Origin of the sequence: Roseovarius aquimarinus, assembly GCF_043661195.1 — a bacterium.
GTDB lineage: Bacteria > Pseudomonadota > Alphaproteobacteria > Rhodobacterales > Rhodobacteraceae > Roseovarius > Roseovarius aquimarinus.
On record NZ_JBIHMM010000002.1, the window covers coordinates 406,214 to 425,550 of the forward strand.

The following is a 19,337-nucleotide window of genomic DNA, read 5'->3' on the forward strand; positions in this document are numbered from 1 at the left end:
CTACATCTGCGGCGGGCGGGCCTGCGGCCAGCCCGTCCCGTCATGCCATTGCTGCGCCAGCCGCAGCAGCGCACCGTCGCTGCCGCGCGGCCCGATCAGCTGCATCCCCGCCGGCAGGCCGTTCCGCCCGAAGCCGACCGGCACATTGACCACCGGCAGGCCGATCAGGCTCGCCGGCACGACCACCTGCATCCAGCGGTGATAGGTATCCATCTCGCGCGCGCCGATACGCTCGGGCGCGGTCCAGGTCACGTCGAACGGCCAGACCTGCGCCGAGGGCAAGGCGAGCACGTCGAAGCCTTGGAAAAGCGCCTGCGCGCTGCGGAACCAGTCCGAGCGGCGCGCGCTCGCCTCGAGGATGCGCCTCGCATCCAGCGCCAGCCCGCACTCCACCTCCCAAAGGGCGGCAGGCTTGAGATGCGCGCGCTTGGCCTCGTCGGCATGGAGGCCGCGCAGCTTGGCCGCGACGGCGAGCGCGCGCAGATCGCACCACGCGCGCCACATCAGGTCGGCGTCGAAGGGCGGCCCCGGCGCGTCGATCCGGTGGCCCATATCGGCCATCTGCCGCAATGCGCCCTCGCAGATCTCGGCGATGCCCGGCTCGTAGGGAAAGGCGCCGCCCCAATCGCCGAGCCAGCCGATCCGCAGCGCGCCGGGCGGCGTCTCCATCGCGGCGCGGGCGCTGCCGCCATCCGTGCTGAGCGGCAGGGCCGGGTCCGCGCCCGTCATCGTATCCAAAAGCGCCGCCATATCCGCCGGGCTGCGCGCCATCGGCCCGAGCGTTGAGAGCGGATGCAGGAAAAGATCGCCCTCGGCATCGCCCGGAACCGTGCCCCATGTGGGGCGCATGCCGTAGACGTTGTTCCAGCCCGCCGGGTTGCGCAGGCTGCCCATCATGTCCGATCCGTCGGCGACCGCCAGCATCCCCGTCGCCAGGGCCGCCGCCGCCCCGCCCGAGGAGCCGCCCGCCGAGCACGCCGTGTCGTAGGGGTTGCGCGTCGCGCCATGCACCGGGTTCACCGTGTGCGAGCCGAGGCCGAATTCGGGCGTGTTCGTCTTGCCGATGACGATGGCGCCGGCCGCACGCAGCCGCGCGACCATGATGTCGTCGCGCGCCGCCACCTGCCCGGCGAAGAGCGGCGAGCCCTGCGAGGTTGGCAGACCCGCCGCGTTCGCCAGATCCTTGATCGCGATCGGCATGCCGTGCAGCCAGCCCTTGCGCGGGCCTTCATCCGCCGCGCGCGCCTCGGCGCGGAGCGTGTCACCATCGCGCAGGCTCACCACGGCATTGATCGCGGGATTGACCGCCTCGATGCGCGCAAGCGTCGCCTCCATCAGCTCGAGCGCCGACAGATCCCTCCGCTCCAGCGCGGCCGACTGGCCGCGCGCCTCCATGTTCAAGATGTCCATGCGGCACTATGGCCCCGCGCCGCCGCACCGCGCAAGTTTCTATGTGGCTTTTTGCCGCGCCTCGGGAGCCTACCGGGCCGGAGTCAGGCGAACTCGCGCAGCCGCGCGACATAGCGCGCCATCGTGTCGATCTCGAGATTCACCGCATCGCCCAGCTTCGCGCGTCCCCATGTCGTGACCTGCTTGGTATGCGGGATGAAATTGATGCCGAAGCTGCACCCATCGACCTCGTTGACCGTCAGCGATGTGCCGTTGAGCGCGACCGACCCCTTGGGGGCGATGAAGCGCGCAAGATCCTCGGGCGCGGTGAGCGTGACACGGGTGCTGTCGCCCTCGTCCTCGACCGCCGTGATCCGCGCGATGCCGTCCACATGCCCCGACACGATATGCCCGCCCAGCTCGTCCCCGACCTTGAGCGCGCGCTCGAGATTGACCTCGCGCCCGATCTCCCAATCGCCGAGATTGCTCTTCGAGACGGTCTCGGCCGAAATCTGCACGTCGAACCAGTCCGGCCCCGTCTCGATCACCGTGAGGCACACGCCGTCACAGGCGATGGACGCGCCCAGAGCGACACCGCTCATGTCGTATCCGCAGGCGATGCGTGCGCGCAGATCGCCCGCCTGCTCGAGCGCGCGGATGGTGCCCTGATCGGTTACGATACCGGTGAACATGATGGCCGTCCTTGTCCTTCTGGTGCCTCCGAGGTAGCCGGGCCGCGCGGCCTCGGCAAGACGGCGCGGCGCATTTGTCTTAATTTCGCCTCACTCGCGTCGTATTCGATAGTGGTATTTGAGCAGTTGTTAAAATTTCGAGCGTATGATCCGAGCATGACCACATCCGCCGGCGGGCGCCGCGTATTTCTATTCCTGCAAGGGCCGCACGGGCCTTTCTTCGCCCGGCTGGGGCGGATGCTGCGCCGTGCGGGCGCAGAGGTCTGGCGCGTCGGCTTCAACGCGGGCGATAGCGCCTTCTGGCCCGACCGCGCCAGTTTCCTGCCCTTCACCTACGCTCCCGAAAGCTGGGCAGAGACGCTGGACGGCATCCTGAAAGAAAAGGGCATCACCGATATCGTCCTTTACGGCGACACCCGCCCGATCCATGCCGAGGCGGTGCGCGCGGCCCATGCGCGCGGCATCACGGTTCATGTCTTCGAGGAAGGCTACATGCGGCCCTATTGGGTGACCTACGAGCGTGGCGGCAGCAACGGAAATTCGCGCCTGATGGAACTGAGCGTCGAGCGCATGCGCGCCGATCTCGAGCAGTCGGACATGGACAGCGCCCTGCCGCCGGCAAGCTGGGGCGACATGCGCCATCACATCTTCTACGGCGCGCTCTATCATTTCTGCGTGCTGGCGCTGAACTGGCGCTACCGCAATTTCCGTCCCCACCGCGCGCTGAGCGTGCGCAAGGAATTCGCGCTCTATCTCCAGCGCCTCGTGCTCATGCCCTTTCAGGCAATCGAGCGGCGCATTGCCACCTGGCGCATCCGCCACGGCGGTTTTCCCTATCATCTGGCGCTCCTGCAACTCGAGCATGACAGCAGCTTCCAGATGCATTCGCCCTTCGGCACGATGACCGAGTTTCTCGAAACGGTCGTGACCGGCTTCGCGCGCGGCGCGCCGCGCCATCATCACCTCGTCGTCAAGGCGCATCCGCTCGAGGATGGGCGCGTGCCGCTGCGCCGCGAATTGCGCCGCCTCGCCCGCGCCCATGGCGTCGCGGACCGCGTGCATTACGTGCGCGGCGGCAAGCTCGCGCAGCTTCTCGACGAGGCGCGCAGCGCCGTGACGGTGAACTCGACGGCCGCGCAGCAGGTGCTCTGGCGCGGAATTCCGCTCAAGACCTTCGGCGCCGCCGTCTATGCCAAGCCCGAATTCGTCTCGACCAAGCCGCTCGCCGATTTCTTCGCCGCCGCCGAGCGTCCCGACCGGCGCGCCTATACCGATTACCGCCGCTATCTTCTTGAAACCAGCCAGATCGCAGGCGGATTCTACTCGGCACAGGGTCGCCGGCAGGTGCTGCGGCAGGCGGTCGACATGATGCTGAGCGCGGACGATCCCTATGATGCGCTGCGCCGCGGGACCGCGGCGCCGAGGCAACAGTTGCGCGTGGTGAAATGACAGGAACGCGCGCCAACGCTTTCTTTTGATTTCGAATTCGTCTACCGTGACAAAAAACAGCGCTGCGAAGACGGCGTGAAAACAAGACCGAGGCAGAAATCAGGTCGAGGAGACCGAGCAGTGAACATCCAGACAAGCCGCTGGGCGCGGTCCGTCGCCGCCATGGCCATTTCCATGATGGTCGCCTCTTGCAGCGTTCTGCCGCAGGTCGGCCCGAACAAGCGCCAGATCTATTCCGGATCGGTCCAGAGGTCGGGCGACGCCTTCGTCGTCTCCGTCAACGACCGCGTGACCCGCGCCACCGCCGTGCAGCCCGCGCTCGGCTTCAGCGAGGCGTTCCGCAATGCGGGTCAGCTCGGCTCGGACACGATCAACCCCGGCGACACGCTCGGCCTGACCATCTGGGAGAACGTCGATGACGGCCTTCTGGCCGGAGAGGCGACGAACCAGACCATCCTCGAAGAGGTGCAGGTCGACGGCTCGGGCTTCATCTTCGTGCCCTATGCGGGCCGCATCAAGGCCGCGGGCAACACGCCCGAGGCGATCCGGCGCATCATCACGTCCAAGCTCGACGAGCAGACGCCCGACCCGCAGGTGCAGGTGCGCCGTCTCGCCGGAGACGGGGCCACCGTGTCGCTCGTGGGTTCGGTCGGCGCGCAGGGCGTCTATCCGATCGAGCGCCCGACGCGCACCCTCTCGGCCATGCTGTCGGCGGCGGGCGGCATCGTCATCCCCGCCGAGGTCGCGCAGATCACCGTTCTCAGGGGCGGGCAGCGCAGCAAGGTCTGGTTCCAGGATCTCTACAAGCATCCCGAATTCGACATCGCCCTGCGCGGCGGCGACCGCATCCTCGTCGAGCAGGACACGCGCTCCTTCACCGCGCTCGGCGCGACCGGCGCGCAATCGCGCGTGACCTTCGAGACCCAGACGCTCAGCGCGATCGAGGCGATCGCCACCGTGGGCGGTCTTCAGGCCGCCGCGGCGGACCCGACGGGCGTCTTCATCCTGCGCAACGAGCCCGCCGAGATCGCCAATCAGGTGCTGGGCCGCAACGACCTCGTGGGCGACCAACGCGTCGTCTACGTGCTCGATCTGACCAAGCCGAACGGCATGTTCATGGCGCGCGACTTCTCGGTGCGCGATCAGGACACGCTTTATGTGACCGAGGCGCCCTTCGCCCAGTGGAGCAAGGTCATCGGCGCGCTCACCGGAACGCTGGGGGTGATCGGCACGGTCGACTCCGCATCGACGGCGCTCGGCGGCAGTTAATGCGCGGCACAGACGAACACGATCCCGCCGGGGCCGAGGGGCGCCGGCGGGTTTTCTATTTCAACGCCGGTTTTCTGCGCCAGCGCCGCCTGCGCCGCATCATGGAGCTGGCCGCGTACGATCTGCGCCTCGGCTGGCCCGGCCCCGAGGACCGCATCGCCGTCTGGGGGCACAGCCCCTATGCCGCGCGGGGCGAGGCGGCCGCGCGGCGCACCGGCGCGGGGCTGATCCGGCTCGAGGATGCGTGGCTGCGCTCGGTCCATCCCGGCCGCGCGGGCGAGCCGCCGCTGGGCCTCTTGATCGACACCCAGCGCGCGCATTTCGATCCCTCTGGTCCGTCCGATCTCGAGGATCTGCTCGCGCGGCACCCGCTCGACGACACCGCCTTGATGGACCGCGCCCGCGCCGCCATCGCGCGGCTGCAAGAGGCGCATCTGAGCAAATACAACGCGCACGACCCCGCCGCGCCCTGCCCCGATCCGGGCTATGTTCTGGTGATCGACCAGACGCGGGGCGACGCCTCGGTGCGCATCGGCGGCGCAGATGCGAACACCTTCCGCGAGATGCTCTATTACGCGCAGGAGGATCACCCCGGCGCGCGCATCGTCATCAAGACCCATCCCGAAAGCGCCGCCGGCCACCGACCCGGATATTTCGGACCCGAGGACGCGAACGGACGCATCGGCCTCTGTACCGATCCCGTCAGTCCGTGGGCGCTGCTCGAGGGGGCCATCGCCGTCTATACCGTCTCGAGCCAGCTCGGGTTCGAGGCGATCTTCGCCGGGCACCGGCCTTGCGTCTTCGGGCGACCCTTCTACGCCGGCTGGGGCCTCACCGACGATCGCAGCCCCCTGCCCCTTGCGCGCAGGGGCCGCGCGCTCAGCCGCGCGCAGCTCTTCGCGGCGGCGATGATCCTCTATCCCAAGTGGTACGATCCCTATCGCGACCGGCTTTGCGGGATCGAAGAGGCCATCGGCACGCTCGCCGCTCTGGCGCGAGAATGGCGCGAGGATCGTCTCGGCTGGCAGGCGCATGGCATGCGCCTGTGGAAACGCGCCCCGCTGCGCAAGGTTTTCGGGCGCCATGGCGCCGTGACCTTTCCGGGCAAGCCGCGCCGCGTGCCGCAGATGGTCTGGGCGGGCAAGGCCGAGGCGGCGCCCGAGGATGCCGTGCGCGTCGAGGACGGGTTCCTGCGCTCGCGCGGGCTCGGGGCCGAGCTGGTGCCGCCGCTCAGCCTCGTTCTCGACCGGCGCGGCATCTACTACGATCCGACGCGGCCCAGCGATCTCGAGGACTGGATCGCGCGCCGCGCCCATATGCGCCCCGATCAGACGCGCCGGGCGGAGGCGCTCATCGCGCGCATCACCGCCGAGGGGCGCACGAAGTACAATCTCGGAGGGACGGTCCCCGACCTGCCCCGAGGGCACCGCATCCTCGTGCCGGGCCAGGTGGAGGACGACGCTTCGATCCGCGCCGGCGCGGGGCGCATCCGCACGAACCTCGCGCTGCTCGAGGCCGCGCGCGCGGCCCATCCGGATGCGGTCCTGCTCTACAAGCCGCATCCCGATGTCGAGGCGGGCCTGCGCGCGGGGGCGATCGCCGAGGAGGACGCATTGGCGCTCGCCGATATGGTGCTGAGCAAGGCCGACCCTGCGGCGCTGCTCGGCATGGTCGACGAAGTCTGGACGATGACGTCGCTGATGGGGTTCGAGGCGCTGATGCGCGGCTGCCGCGTGACCACGACGGGCGCGCCCTTCTATGCCGGTTGGGGCCTCACGCCCGATCTGGGGCCGGTGCCCGCGCGCCGTCAGGCACGGCCCGGCCTGCCCGGCCTCGTCCATGCCGCCCTCATCGACTATCCGCGCTATTTCGATCCACAGACCGGCCTTCCCTGCCCGCCCGAGATCGTGCTCGACCGGCTGGCGAGCGGCGCCGTGCCCCATCCCGGCCCGGCCAACCGGCTTCTTTCGAAGCTTCAGGGCCTCTTCGCCTCGCGCGCCGCGCTCTGGCGCTAGAACGGCAAACGCCGCGACCCGAACAGGGGCCGCGGCGTTTTAATCTGTCTCAGGACATTCTTGCGAGTGGCGGTCAGGCGCGCTCGGAATATTCCATCGTTTCGGTGTTCACGATGATCGCCTCGTCCTGCCCGACGAAGGGCGGCACCATCACCTTGACGCCGTTGTCCAGGACCGCCGGCTTGAAGCTGTTGGCTGCCGTCTGGCCCTTCACGACCGGCTCGGTCTCGACCACGGTGCAGGTGACTTTCTGCGGCAGCGTGGCGTTCAGCGCCTCGTTCTCGTGATATTCGATATGCACGGTCATGCCGTCCTGAAGGAACGGGCGGCGCTCGCCGAGGATCTCGGCGGGCAGCTCGATCTGCTCGTAGGTTTCGCTGTCCATAAAGATCAGCATCCCCTCCTGCTCGTAGAGGAATTGCTGGTCCTTCTGCTCGAGGCGGACGCGCTCGACCTTGTCGGCGGAGCGGAAGCGTTCATTGAGTTTCGAGCCGTTGCGCAGGTTGCGCAGCTCGACCTGGGCGAAGGCGCCGCCCTTGCCGGGCTTGACGTGATCGACCTTCACGGCGGACCACAAACCGCCGTTATGCTCCAGCACGTTACCGGGGCGGATCTCGTTTCCGTTGATCTTGGGCATTGTGTCAAAATCCTGACAAAAGGTTGATAGATTTCTGGCCAACCCTATATATGGCGGCACGGCACGGGGCAAGCGAACGTATCTCGTGTGCCAACTGACGGAGCCATGCGCAGAGCGCATAAGAGGTATGCAAATCTGCTCTATCCGAATCACCCAAACTCCGCCATAACCGGCCCCACGCCCAAAGTGCAAGAGCAATAAAACAAGGACGAACCATGAAGGATTTCGTTGACGGCGCCGCCTTCAATAACGAACAAGGCAATCGCGCCCGCAAACTTTTCGCGGCCGTTGTACTGGCTGCACTCGATGATGCCATTTCGGATGACAAGAAATATGGCAACGGCCCCGATCAGATCGCCCGCTGGGCGCGGTCGCGCGACGGGCGCGAGGTTCTGTCCTGCGCCGGGATCGACCCGAACGAGCGTGTCGTGTCGGGCCTGATGGAGTTCGTCTCCAAGGGCGTGCGCACCTCCGTCGCGCTGTCGCGCGAAGAGAGCGAGCGCCGCAACGCCGCCGCGCAGGCCGAAGCCGCCTGATCGCGCCACATCGGCGCGACCCTGCAAAGCCCCGCCTCTCGGTGGGGCTTTTGCGTGTCCGGGCATCGGCTTCGGGCGGGCACTCACAGCACGGGAGAGGGCCATGGCCCGAGCGATCATGATCCAGGGCGCCGGCTCGAATGTCGGCAAGTCGATGCTGGTGGCCGGCATCGCCCGCGCCTGCCTGCGCCGCGGCATGAGCGTCGCGCCCTTCAAGCCGCAGAACATGTCGAACAACGCGGCGGTGACCGTCGATGGCGGCGAGATCGGCCGCGCGCAGGCGCTTCAGGCCCGCGCCGCCGGGCGCGCGCCGCATAGCGACATGAACCCGGTCCTTCTCAAACCCGAAAACGAGACGGGCGCGCAGATCGTCCTTCAGGGCCGCGCGATCGGGCGGTCAGAGGCCAAGGCCTACGGCACGCGCAAGGCGGAGCTCCTGCGCGCGGTGCTCGAGAGTTTCGCGCGGCTTGCACGCAGCGCCGATCTGATCCTCGTCGAAGGCGCGGGCAGTCCCGCCGAGATCAACCTGCGCGCGGGCGATATCGCCAATATGGGGTTCGCGGAGGCCGCGCGCGTGCCTGTCGTGCTCGTCGGGGATATCGACCGGGGCGGCGTGATCGCGCAAGTCGTCGGCACGCAGGCCGTGCTCGACCCCGCCGATGCGGCGCTCATCCGCGCCTTCGCGATCAACAAGTTCCGGGGCGACACCGCGCTTTTCGCGGACGGCCTGCGCGCCATCGAGGCGCGCACGGGCTGGCCGTCGCTCGGCGTCGTGCCGTGGTTCCCGGACGCGTGGCGCCTGCCCGCCGAGGATGCGCTCGACATCGTCGAGCGCCCGGGCGGGGAGATGATCGTCGCGGTGCCCCGGCTCGGACGGATCGCAAATTTCGACGATCTCGATCCCCTGTCGGCCGAGCCGGGCGTGAGCGTGCGCATGATCGAGCCGGGCCGCCCCCTGCCCGGCGACGCGAGGCTGGTGCTGATCCCCGGCAGCAAATCGACCATCGCCGACCTCGCCGCCTTCCGCGCGAACGGATGGGATATCGACCTCGCGGCGCATGTGCGGCGCGGCGGCGCGGTGCTGGGTCTTTGCGGCGGATACCAGATGCTGGGCCGAAGCGTCTCCGATCCCGGCGGGGTCGAGGGGCCGGCCTGCACCGTGCCGGGCCTCGGGCTGCTCGACGTCGAAACCGTCATGCACGCAAACAAGCGCGTGACCGAGGCGCATGGCCGCCACGTTGCCAGCGGCGCCGAGATCACCGGCTACGAGATCCACATGGGCCGCACGCAGGGGCCCGATTGCGCGCGCGCCTGGCTGGAGATCGGCGGCGTGCCCGAGGGCGCGGCCAGCGCGGACGGGCTGATCCGCGGATCCTATGTGCACGGCCTGCTGAGCTCGGACGAGTTTCGCGCGGCCTATCTGAGCGATCTGGGCTGCGCGTCCACCACGCGGTTCGAGCGCGGCGTCGATGCGGCGCTCGACGCGCTCGCCGATCACCTGGAGGCGCATCTCGATATCGACCGCCTGCTGTCGCTGGCCGCCGATATCGGCTGATTACTGGAAGTCCTGACTGGTGAGCGCGCGGTGAATCTCGCGTCGCACCAGCTTGCGCACGTTGCGCGTGATCCGCTCGCCCAACGCGCCCTGCAATTCCTGCCGCACGATATCGGCCACCAGATCCCGCAACGCGTCCTCGTCGAGAAACTCGTCATTGCCGGGGAGGAAGTCGTTCTCGTGAAGGCCGTCATCTTCGGCACCCTCGAAGCGGTGCCCGTCCTCGGCGGCGAAATTCGCGGGAATGTCGTCCTCGTCGCGCTCGGGCCGGGCCTTGGCACGATCCGCCTCTGCCCCGCGGGCCGCGTGCCGCACAGCCGGCTGCGCCGCCTCCCGAATGGCGTCCTCGACGACCTCCTCGGGCGCGCCCTCGTCCTCGGACTCGTCCTCGGGGCTGTAATCCTCCCACGGAAGGGGCGAGACGGGGCTGCCCGAATTGCCGTCGCCGCCCGGGCCGTCGGGCTCCCACTGATCGGGTTGGCGCGCGACGACTTCCTCGAGCTCGGCCACGCGCTGACGCAGCGGATCTGTCCGGGGCGTCTCGTCGCCCGCATCCTCGGCGGCGGGGGCGGCATCCACCTCGGCCATCGCGATATCCGCGTCGAACTCGTCCTGGGGCGCCGCGTTCATGTCCTCGGCCTCGGCATCCGGGGCGTCCACCTCGTTCGACCAGTCATCTTCCGACCAGTCATCGCCGCCCAAGTCTTCGCCCGCCACGGCCTCGACGGAGTCGGCACCATCCTCTTCATCCGCATCGGCGGCCTTGGCCGCGTCATCGACACGCAAAGAGGGTGTCAGCACGAGGCGCTCAGGCTCGGCAGGCTTGGAGGGTTTGGCAGGCTGAGCGGGCGTCTCGCCCGCTTTCACAGGGCGCCCATCGCTCGAAACCAGCCTGCGGATCGACGACAGCACATCCTCGATTTCGACATTCGTGACGGGATCGGACATTGTTTTTATCGCCCTCGGTTCTTGCCTCGGTCGCCAGTTTACCGGCGCCGAGGCTTTCGCACAACAGATAGGCGCAGTTTTACTGGTTTCCGATCTTGCGCAGCACCCGGTCGAGCTGCTGGCCCCGCTCGCTCAGCGCGGCGGGCGCATCTTCGACGAGGTTGTAATAGGCTGCGGGATCATAGGTCTGCACCGCGAGATTGAGATCCCGCGCGGTCAGCTCGCCCACCGATTCCAGCACCGAATAGGCCGCGATAATCACATCGGCCTGCGCCGAGATCTGGTTGGCCTGCGCATCGAGGAATTCCTGCTCGGCGTCGAGCACGTCGAGCGTCGTGCGCGCCCCCAGATTGGCCTCCTCGTTGACGCCCTCGAAGGCGATCCGGCCCGCGCGCACCTGCTCGGCGGACGCGACGGCCGAGGCGCGCGCGGCCTCGAGAATCGCATAGGCGTTGCCGACATTCTGGCGGATGCGGTCGCGCGTCTGGTGGAGGATACCGAGCTGCGCGTCGCGCTGCGCATAGGCGCGGCGCTTGGCCGAGGAAAGCGCGCCGCCCTGATAGATCGGGCCGCTGATGCCCACGCCGAGGCTGCCCGTCTCGGAGGTCACATCGCCGTTCAACTCCTCGCGCACGCCCAGGGTGGCGTTGAGCGACACGCGCGGCTTCATCGCCGCCTCGGCGACCAGCACATTGAGCTTCGCGGCCGCCACGTTGAATTGCGCGGCCAGCATGTCGGGATGGTTGCGAAGCGCGACCTGCTTGGCCGTCTCCTCGTCGCGCGTGAGGCGGGGCGGGCTGGGCGGCTGGGACAAGGTGCCGGGACGCCGGCCCGTCACGGCGACGTATTCCTCGATCGCGCGCTCGAGATCGCCCTGCGCCGTGGCGAGGTTGCTGCGCGAGAGCGAAAGACGCGCCTCGGCCTGCGCGACATCGGTACGCGTGACCTCGCCCACTTCGAACCGGTCTTGCGCCGCGCGCAGCGACTCGCCGATCACGCGCACGTTGTTGCGCCGCAGATCGACGAAGCGCGTGTTGCGCACCACGTTCATATAGGCCTGAACCGCGCGCAGCATGACCTGCTGCTCGATCCCGATGAGCGACTGGCGCGTGGCCAGAACCAGCTCCTTGGCGGCATCGACGCTCAGATCGGTGCGCCCGAAATCGTAAAGCAGCCACTCTGCGGTGATCCCGGCGTTGAGGTTGGTCGTCCCCGAACTGCCGTTGGCAAGCGCGTTTGCGCCCCTGTTCCCGGAAATGTTCGAGTAGTTGCGCGTGACGTCGGTCGACCAGTTGATGATGGGACGCAAGCCCGCGACGGTGCTCGCCACGTCTTCGTCGGCGGCGCGCAGAAGCGCGCGGTTCTGCTCGAGAAGCCCGCTCGTGTTGTAGGCCCCGGCCAGCGCGTCTGCCAGCGTGTCGGCCCGCGCGTTCGGCGCGGCGATCGCGGCGGGAAGCGCCAGCGCGATGGCGGCTGCGGCGCCCTTTAGGCCCCGCGAAAGACCGAGCCGGCGGAAAGGCCACGCATTGTTGCGAAGGGTCATCATCGAGATCTTCCTTTCGGTCATGCCGGGTCGGCGCGGCGTGGCGCCTGGTTTCAGGTCCAAATCGTCAAAGCGCGAAAGCGGTCTTTCGCTCGAATCCCGGCAGCACCGGCGCGCCCGCATTGAAGGCGAAGCGCCAGGTGAGCTTGCCGTTCAGCTTGTAGCCGATGCGCACGGCGCCCAGCGCGCCCTCCATGAAGAGACAGGCGATGCGCCCGCCTTCCTTGAGCTGATCTCCGAGGGCCGCAGGCAAATCCTGCACGGCGCCTTCGATCACGATGACATCGTAGGGGCCATGTTCGGGCGCGCCTTCGTTCAGCGGCGCGGCATGGGCGATCACATTGTCCGCGCCATGCTCGAGCAGGAGCGCCTGCGCCTCGCCGCCCATCGTCTCGTCCTCTTCGAGGGCGACCACGGCTTCGGCCATGCGCGCCATGATGGCCGCGGAATAGCCCATGGCACTGCCGACATCGAGCACGAGCTCGTCGCCGCGGATGTCGAGCGCATCGAGGATCTTGGCGAGGGTGCGCGGCTCGAGCAGCACGCGGCCCCCGCCCAGCTCGAGATTCTCGCCGATATAGGCGGCCTCGCGCAGGGCGCGCGGGACGAAGGCTTCGCGCGGCACGCTCAGCATCGCGTCGATGATCGGGAACTTGGTGACGTCCGCCGGTCGGATCTGCGTGTCGACCATCATGGTGCGGCGGGCGGCGTAGTCGGTCATGGCTAAACTCTTCCGTTCAATCTCTTGACCGATGGTTTGCCACATAAGCCGGACATGGGCAACGGCGCTCTGGCCTCGCGGCGCCTCTTGCGGCGTGTTTCGGCGCCCGGGCGCCCCCGCTCATTCCGCGGCGGCGAGGGGCCGTCCGCCCTCGGCCTCGCCGAACGCGTCGAAGGGCGGCGCGGCGGGCGCGTATCCGAGGGGCGCCGCCGCCATCAGCGCGCGGAGCCGCGCGCAGTCCTGCGCCATGCAGGCCGCCATGAGAGCGTCGAGAAGAGTGTCGAGCTTGCCGGGCGCGAGGCGGCTTTCGCTCGCCGTCAGGATGCGCGGATGCAGGGTGCGCCGCGCCGTGCCGCCGATCAACAATTCCTCGAAAAGCTTCTCGCCGGGCCGCAATCCGGTGAAGAGGATCGCGATATCGCCGTTTTCCTTTTCGGCCTCCACCGGACCCGGTGCGCCGCCCCCGTGCGCCGCGAGACGGTAAGGCGTGAGGCCGCTCAGGCGCACCATCCGCTCCGCGAGATCGACGATCCGGATCGGCTCGCCCATGTCGAGCACGAAGACATCGCCCCCCCTCGCCATCGCACCCGCCTGGATCACGAGCTGCGCCGCCTCGGGGATGGTCATGAAATAGCGCGTCACGTCGGGATCGGTCACCGTCACCGGCCCGCCGCGCGCCACCTGCTCGCGAAAGCGCGGGATGACGGAGCCTGAGGAGCCGAGCACGTTGCCGAAGCGCACCATGGAAAAGACGGTACGGCTTTGCCGCAGCGCCGCGGCCTGAAAGATCAGCTCGGCGAGGCGCTTCGAGGCGCCCATGATGTTGGCGGGGCGCACGGCCTTGTCGGAGGAGACGAGGATCACCGCTTCGACGCCCGCGTCGATCGCGGCCTCGGCGAGAATGCGCGTGCCGAAGACGTTGTTGCGCACGCCCTCAATGGCGTTCCGTTCGACCAGCGGCACATGCTTGTAGGCGGCCGCGTGATAGATCGTCTGCACGCCGAAGCGCGCCAGCGCCGCCCCGAGCCGCGCATGATCCTGCACCGAGCCCATGAGCGGCACGAGCCGCACGGCCAGACGGCGCGCGGCCACAAGGTCCTCGAGCTCGGCATGCAAGGTGTAGAGCGCGAGCTCGGACAGATCCCACAGGACGAGCGCATCGGGCCCCTGCGCGATGATCTGGCGGCAGAGCTCGGAGCCGATGGAGCCGCCCGCGCCGGTCACCATGACGGTCTTGCCGGCGATGCTGGCTTTCATCAGCGGCTCCATCGGTGGCACCGGATCGCGGCCCAGAAGATCCTCGATCGCCACATCGTGCAGATCGCTCAGCCGCGCCTTGCCCGAGAGGATATCGGACATGCCGGGCACCGTCTGAACGCGCACCGGGAAGGCGGCGAGGCGCGTGAGAACCGCGCGCCGCTCGGCGCGCGAAGCGCTGGGCATGGCCAGCAGAACAAGGCTCGCCCCATGCGCGGCGATGAGCCGTCCGAGCCGGGCGGGATCATGCACCTGAAGTCCGCCGATCTCCGATCCGTGAAGCTCGGCGGCATCGTCGAGGAAGGCGACGGGCGCATAACCCGGATGCTCGCGCAGCGAGCTGAGAAGTTGCCGGCCGGACCGGCCCGCGCCATAGAGGATCACCGGCCTGCGCGCGCCGGCGCCGTGAAGCTGCAGGATCTCGCGCATCGCCATGCGCATGCCGCCGAGACCGGACATCGCGATGAGCGCGTAGATCGGAACGATCGTGAGCGGGCCGGGCGATCCGGCCACCAGCACCGCCGCGAGCAGGACGGCGGCCGAGGCCTGAACGCCGACGAAGATCGTCAGCAGGAGCCGCATGGACAAGTAGCGCACGACCGCCCGGTAGAAGCCGAGCCGCACGAAGATCGCAAGGCTGAGCGGCACGAAAAGCGCGGCCGCCAGCCAGAAGGCGCCGCTGCCGCGTCCCACGATGACGCCCGGCGCCGCCAGATCCACCCCGGCGAGACGCGTCGCCGCGATATAGCCGAGCACCAGAAGCGCCGCATCGAGGACGAGCTGAATCGCGCGCTTTTGCGCGCGGCTCAGCGCCAGCATGCGGGTGAGTGCGGATTTCAGCATCGACAGTGCGCACTTTTTGATCGGAGCCGCGCCGCCTCGTAGGGCGGCACCTTGGTGGAACACATGCCGATGCTTCGGCGCATACTCTTGAGATTCCGTTAAAAAATCCGAAGACTCAACCCTTGATTGAGTCGCGCACAAATTTGGCACCGAGCGTCGGCGGTATTCCCCACGAGCGGCAACGCCCGCCTTTCGCCGCAGCGCCGTTTCGCTTAGGCTGCGCCGCAAAACGAACAGCGAGAGGCAGGCATGAGCGACGACATCAAAAGGCCAAGCGGCACACGGCAATCGCGCGGCGTCAGCAGACGCAGCTTCGGGATCGGCCTCGCCGCGATGGGGCTTGCCGGCTGCGGCGACATGCGCGGGCTCGGAATGGCCAACGCGTCCGAGAGCCGCCCGCGCGCGCGCCCCACGCTCGACGACGATCTGCGCCCGACGCCGAACGCCGCCTATGACGCCTGGGTCGCATCCTTCCGCAGCCGCGCGGGCAGCTACGGAATCAGCGAGCGGACCCTCGCCGCGGCCTTTAGCGGCACCGGCTATCTGCCCGGCGTCGTCAAGCGCGACCGCAACCAGACGGAATTCACCCGCACGCTCGAGGATTACCTCGCCATCGCCGCCTCGGACGAGCGCGTGGCCAAGGGGCGCGCGGCCTTCCAGCGCCACCACACGACCCTGAATGCGCTCGAATCGCGCTACGGCGTCGATGCGCACATCATCTGTGCGATCTGGGGTCTCGAGAGCTTTTACGGCGAGCGGCGCGGCGACGTGCCGGTCATCTCGGCGACCTCGACGCTCGCCTTCGACGGGCGCCGCGGGGCCTTTTTCGAAAAGCAGCTCGTCGCGGCGCTCAAGATCATCCAGAACGGCGACATCGCGGCGGATCGCATGACCGGCTCCTGGGCCGGGGCGATGGGGCACACGCAGTTCATCCCCACCTCCTACGAGCTGTTCGCGGTGGATTTCGACGGCGACGGACGGCGCGATATCTGGTCCGAGGATCCCTCGGACGCGCTCGCCTCGACGGCGGCCTATCTCGCCAAGAACGGCTGGACGCCGGGCACGCCCTGGGGCCGCGAGGTTCTGCCGGGACAGAGCGCCTCGGGCGAGATCATCCAGCCGCAGCCGGGCGGGCCGCGCTTCGCGGTCACCGGCAATTTCCGCGCCATCAAGCGCTACAACAACTCGGATGCCTATGCGATCGGCGTCGGCCATCTGTCCGACCGCATCGGCGGCGCGGGCCCCTTGCAGAGCAGCTTCCCGCCCGATGCCACGGGCCTGACCAAGGATGACCGGATCGTGCTGCAGACGCGCCTGACGGCGCGCGGCTTCGACACGGGCGGGGCGGACGGCGTGATCGGGCCGAACACACGCAGTGCGATCAGCGCCTATCAGTCCAGCATCGGCCTGCCCGCGACGGGCGAGCCCTCGCCCGAATTGCTGCGCAGCCTGCGCTGACGCAGCTCAACGCGCCGGAATTTCGGACGGGGCGCCGGGCGGCGCCTCGTTCGGCAGATCGTTCGGCGTCTCGGGGGGCGGGCTCGGCACAGTCTCCGGCGGAAGATCGTTCGGCACCTCTTCGGGGGCGCGTTCGGGATCGGGGCGTCCGGGATTGGCCGGGCCGGGATTGGGCGTGTTCGGCTCTCCGGGGCGGGGGCCCGGCTCTGCGCCGGGAGCGGTGCTCTGCTGTTTCATGGGCAAGTCCTTTTGCGTGGGATGCGGCGCCGCGCCGCGTGCCTGAGCCAAGAACCTGCGACATGCGCGCCCGGTTCCCGCCCTCGCGGAACCCGGCGGAGGGCGGCGCCGTTTCGCCCCTGCCCTGCTACGCGCCTCTGACCCGAAGGCCCCGATGCCCGATTTGCCGCCCAATCTGCGCTACTATCCCGACGACCGGCCCGGCATCCGGCGGCGCCGCTGCGGGCGCGGCTTCACGTATCTGGGCACCGATGGCACGCGGATCGACGCCGCCGCCGAGCGCGCGAGGCTCAAGGCGCTCGCCGTGCCGCCCGCCTGGGAGGACGTCTGGATCTCTCCGCTGCGCAACGGGCATCTCGTCGCCACCGGGCAGGACACGAAAGCGCGCAAGCAGTATCGCTATCATCCCGACTGGACCGCGCTTCGGGCCGCGATGAAATTCGCGCATCTGCCCGAATTCGCCGCCGCCCTGCCCGCCATCCGCCGCCGCATCCGCCGCGATCTGGCCGAGGAGGCGGGCGAGGAGGCCTTCGCCGTCGCCGCCGCCGCCGCGATGATCGACCGGCTATCGCTGCGCGTCGGCAGCCCCGAATACACCCGCAGCAACGGAACCCACGGCGTGCTGACGCTACGCGGACGCCACGTGCGCCTCACCGATGGACGGCTCGACATTTCCTACAAGGGCAAAGGCGGCAAGCGCGTGCGCCGCCAGCTCGCCGATTCGCGGCTGATGAAGGCGCTCGAGCGCATCCGCGATCTGCCCGGCGCCGAGCTTCTGACATGGCTCGACGACGAGGGCGCCCCGCGCCGCGTGACCTCCGAGCGGCTCAACGCGTATCTTGCCGAGGCGGGAGGGATCGAGGGCCTGACCGCCAAGACGTTCCGGACATGGTCGGGCAGCGTCGCCGCCTTCGAAGTCGCGCTGGGCACCCCGCGCCCCACGATCAAGGCGATGGCCGAAGCCGCCTCCGAGCGCCTGCACAACACACCCGCCATCGCGCGCAGCAGCTACATCCACCCCGAGATCCTGTCGCTCGCCAAGACCGAACGCCCCCTGCCCGCCCCATCCGGCCGGCGCGACCTCAGTGTGAGCGAACAGCGCCTCGAGGCGTTTCTCGCCGAGCGGACGTGAGGTGATTTGGGTGAATTTTGGAGGCGAGTACCGGAATCGAACCGGTGTACACGGATTTGCAATCCGCTGCGTCACCACTCCGCCAACTCGCCTGCCGTGGTGGTAGGGATCAATTAGTGGATGGCGCGGGACGGTGCAAGAGCGCTTTCGCCCGCCTCCCTACGGCCTTGTCGCTAAACGGACCCCCACCGCTCGAGAAGGGCCTGTTGCAGGCCCTTGGCGCGGCGGTTCCAGTCCGACACGCCCGGCGGGCTGTCGTCGGGCAGGCCGGCGATGGCGGCGCGGCGGCTCTGCTCCTCGGTGAAGATCGCGAAGGCGAGCGGGCGGCCCGAGGGTCCGGTCGCGTAGCCCGCGAGCGCGCTGACGAAATGGAGCGTTCCGGTCTTGGCATCGACGCGCACCGGGTGGTTGTCGTCGAAGCCGCCGTTCCGCCCGCGCATCCGGAATTCCTTGAGCATCGGGCGCAAGGCCGCGTGGCGCTGCGCGGCGGCCAGAACGCGGGCTAGCGCGAGCGGGCTCACGCGCGAGCTGTCGCCGAGCCCCGAATGATCGACGAAACGCGCGCCCTCGAGCCCGAGCGATCCGCGTGCCCAAGCCGTCATCTGCTGCGCGGAGGCATCGAGCGAGGCGACGCCGCCGGTGCGTGCCTGCGTCGCGGTCAGGCCGATCAGCTCGGCGGTCAGGTTGTTCGAAAATTTCAGCATTCCGGTCAGAAGCTCGGGGAGCGGATCGCTCAGATGGCTGACCAGCGTATCGCCCGAGGGCGCGCCTTGCTGCATGCGCGGCGCGCCGAGGGTGATGCCCTGCGCGCGGGCGAGGCTGGCGAAGACCTCGCCCGCGTATTCGGCGGGCCGCCGCACCGGAAGCCAGCGCGTGCCCGAGGTGCCGAGCGCCCCGCGCGCGACGCTCCATTGATCGTGATCGCCGCCGTCCTGGTAGACGAAGATCGGCGCCGCGCGGTCCGAGATCTGCATGCGCGCGATCGACACTTCGGGGCGATACCGGCTCGAGCGGGCGTCCATCGTCACCGCATATCCGTTCGCGCCGCGCTGCCATTGGAAATGCACGCGGTTGAAATTGAGGCTGAGGCCTGAGATCGCGGGATTGTAGCCCACCTGATCGGGTTGAGAGGCGTCGATCACCCGCTCGTAGGGGAGCGCGCCGCCATAGACCCGGAAGGCCCCCGTGACGCCGCGCACGCCCGCGCTCTTGAGGCCGGCCGCCATGTCGCCCAGCGCATCGGTGTCGAGCACCGGATCGCCGCCGCCCGCCAGCACCAGATCTCCCTGGATGATGCCGTCCACCACGGGCCCCGTCGCGACGAGCCGGGTTCGGAAGCGGTAGGTCGGCCCCAGCGCCTCGAGCGCATAGAGCGCCGTCAGCGCCTTGGTGACGCTCGCGGGCGGAAAGCCCGTGGCGCCCTCGCGCGATTCCAGGACCTGCCCGCTCGTCATGTCGACCACGGCGAAGCCCACGCGCCCGCCCAGCCGCGCCTCGTCGATGAGCCGTCCCGCATCGGGCAACTGGCCGAGATCCGAAGGCCGCGGATTGGGCCGCAGGGAGACGGCGGGCGCACCGGCCTGCGCGCAGCCGCCGGCCAGCGCCGAGAGGGCCGCGCCGATGAAGAGACGTCGGGAGATGGGATGTGTCATGCGC

Annotated in this window: 16 protein-coding genes and 1 tRNA gene; 7 read left to right on the forward strand and 10 right to left on the reverse strand. The window is 68.9% G+C overall.

Annotated elements, in window-relative coordinates:
* Entirely contained in the window at positions 1-1,410 is a 1,410-nt protein-coding gene (locus ACGRVM_RS09450; protein WP_377170519.1) for an amidase, read from the reverse strand.
* An 83-nt stretch (positions 1,411-1,493) separates the two neighbouring features.
* Positions 1,494-2,081: a riboflavin synthase gene (locus ACGRVM_RS09455; protein ID WP_377170517.1), complete on the reverse strand. Its 588-nt coding sequence runs from the start codon at positions 2,079-2,081 to the stop codon at positions 1,494-1,496.
* Between the two features lie 156 nt (positions 2,082-2,237).
* On the opposite strand from ACGRVM_RS09455, the gene ACGRVM_RS09460 reads away from it, so the two are divergent.
* The 3 genes from ACGRVM_RS09460 to ACGRVM_RS09470 all read left to right on the forward strand — a co-directional run bounded on the left by ACGRVM_RS09460 (position 2,238) and on the right by ACGRVM_RS09470 (position 6,814).
* Complete coding sequence (locus tag ACGRVM_RS09460; protein WP_377170515.1) at positions 2,238-3,530, forward strand: capsule biosynthesis protein; 1,293 nt, start codon at positions 2,238-2,240, stop codon at positions 3,528-3,530.
* Between the two features lie 120 nt (positions 3,531-3,650).
* The gene (locus ACGRVM_RS09465; protein WP_377170513.1) at positions 3,651-4,799 is read left to right on the forward strand and encodes a polysaccharide biosynthesis/export family protein; all 1,149 of its coding nucleotides are present in this window, start codon (positions 3,651-3,653) and stop codon (positions 4,797-4,799) included.
* Positions 4,799-6,814 carry a capsular polysaccharide biosynthesis protein gene (locus tag ACGRVM_RS09470; RefSeq protein ID WP_377170511.1) on the forward strand — a complete coding sequence of 672 codons (2,016 nt, stop codon included), beginning with the start codon at positions 4,799-4,801 and terminating at the stop codon, positions 6,812-6,814. The genes ACGRVM_RS09465 and ACGRVM_RS09470 overlap by 1 nt, the downstream gene beginning before the upstream one ends.
* A gap of 73 nt (positions 6,815-6,887) precedes the next feature.
* Here ACGRVM_RS09470 and efp read toward each other — a convergent pair whose 3' ends face one another.
* Positions 6,888-7,451, reverse strand: coding sequence for an elongation factor P (efp, locus tag ACGRVM_RS09475; RefSeq protein ID WP_377170509.1), 564 nt, complete (start codon positions 7,449-7,451; stop codon positions 6,888-6,890).
* A 215-nt stretch (positions 7,452-7,666) separates the two neighbouring features.
* Here efp and ACGRVM_RS09480 point away from each other — a divergent pair, with 215 nt between their 5' ends.
* Both ACGRVM_RS09480 and ACGRVM_RS09485 read left to right on the forward strand, forming a co-directional pair.
* Positions 7,667-7,987 (forward strand): DUF6280 family protein, encoded by a 321-nt coding sequence (locus ACGRVM_RS09480; protein ID WP_113911825.1) that lies wholly within the window; start codon positions 7,667-7,669, stop codon positions 7,985-7,987.
* 103 nt (positions 7,988-8,090) lie between these two features.
* The gene (locus ACGRVM_RS09485; protein WP_377170507.1) at positions 8,091-9,542 is read left to right on the forward strand and encodes a cobyric acid synthase; all 1,452 of its coding nucleotides are present in this window, start codon (positions 8,091-8,093) and stop codon (positions 9,540-9,542) included.
* On the opposite strand, the gene ACGRVM_RS09490 is transcribed toward ACGRVM_RS09485, so the two are convergent.
* The 4 genes from ACGRVM_RS09490 to ACGRVM_RS09505 all read right to left on the reverse strand — a co-directional run bounded on the left by ACGRVM_RS09490 (position 9,543) and on the right by ACGRVM_RS09505 (position 14,854).
* Positions 9,543-10,490, reverse strand: a complete 948-nt coding sequence (locus tag ACGRVM_RS09490) for a hypothetical protein (protein ID WP_377170505.1) — start codon at positions 10,488-10,490, stop codon at positions 9,543-9,545. It abuts the gene before it with no gap.
* A gap of 79 nt (positions 10,491-10,569) precedes the next feature.
* Positions 10,570-12,036 carry a TolC family outer membrane protein gene (locus ACGRVM_RS09495; RefSeq protein WP_377170503.1) on the reverse strand — a complete coding sequence of 489 codons (1,467 nt, stop codon included), beginning with the start codon at positions 12,034-12,036 and terminating at the stop codon, positions 10,570-10,572.
* A 64-nt stretch (positions 12,037-12,100) separates the two neighbouring features.
* Positions 12,101-12,754: a protein-L-isoaspartate O-methyltransferase family protein gene (locus tag ACGRVM_RS09500; RefSeq protein ID WP_377170501.1), complete on the reverse strand. Its 654-nt coding sequence runs from the start codon at positions 12,752-12,754 to the stop codon at positions 12,101-12,103.
* Between the two features lie 120 nt (positions 12,755-12,874).
* Positions 12,875-14,854, reverse strand: a complete 1,980-nt coding sequence (locus ACGRVM_RS09505; RefSeq protein ID WP_377170499.1) for a polysaccharide biosynthesis protein — start codon at positions 14,852-14,854, stop codon at positions 12,875-12,877.
* A gap of 357 nt (positions 14,855-15,211) precedes the next feature.
* On the opposite strand from ACGRVM_RS09505, the gene ACGRVM_RS09510 reads away from it, so the two are divergent.
* Positions 15,212-16,312, forward strand: a complete 1,101-nt coding sequence (locus ACGRVM_RS09510) for a lytic murein transglycosylase (RefSeq protein WP_377171377.1) — start codon at positions 15,212-15,214, stop codon at positions 16,310-16,312.
* Between the two features lie 6 nt (positions 16,313-16,318).
* Here the strand turns inward: ACGRVM_RS09510 and ACGRVM_RS09515 are convergent, their stop codons facing one another.
* Entirely contained in the window at positions 16,319-16,549 is a 231-nt protein-coding gene (locus tag ACGRVM_RS09515) for a hypothetical protein (protein ID WP_377170497.1), read from the reverse strand.
* A 154-nt stretch (positions 16,550-16,703) separates the two neighbouring features.
* On the opposite strand from ACGRVM_RS09515, the gene ACGRVM_RS09520 reads away from it, so the two are divergent.
* Positions 16,704-17,681, forward strand: coding sequence for a DNA topoisomerase IB (locus ACGRVM_RS09520; RefSeq protein WP_377170495.1), 978 nt, complete (start codon positions 16,704-16,706; stop codon positions 17,679-17,681).
* Positions 17,682-17,699: 18 nt separating this feature from the next.
* Here the strand turns inward: ACGRVM_RS09520 and ACGRVM_RS09525 are convergent.
* Both ACGRVM_RS09525 and dacB read right to left on the reverse strand, forming a co-directional pair.
* Positions 17,700-17,773 (reverse strand) — tRNA-Cys (locus ACGRVM_RS09525).
* An 81-nt stretch (positions 17,774-17,854) separates the two neighbouring features.
* Positions 17,855-19,333: a D-alanyl-D-alanine carboxypeptidase/D-alanyl-D-alanine endopeptidase gene (dacB, locus tag ACGRVM_RS09530; RefSeq protein WP_377170493.1), complete on the reverse strand. Its 1,479-nt coding sequence runs from the start codon at positions 19,331-19,333 to the stop codon at positions 17,855-17,857.
* Positions 19,334-19,337 lie beyond the last annotated feature (4 nt).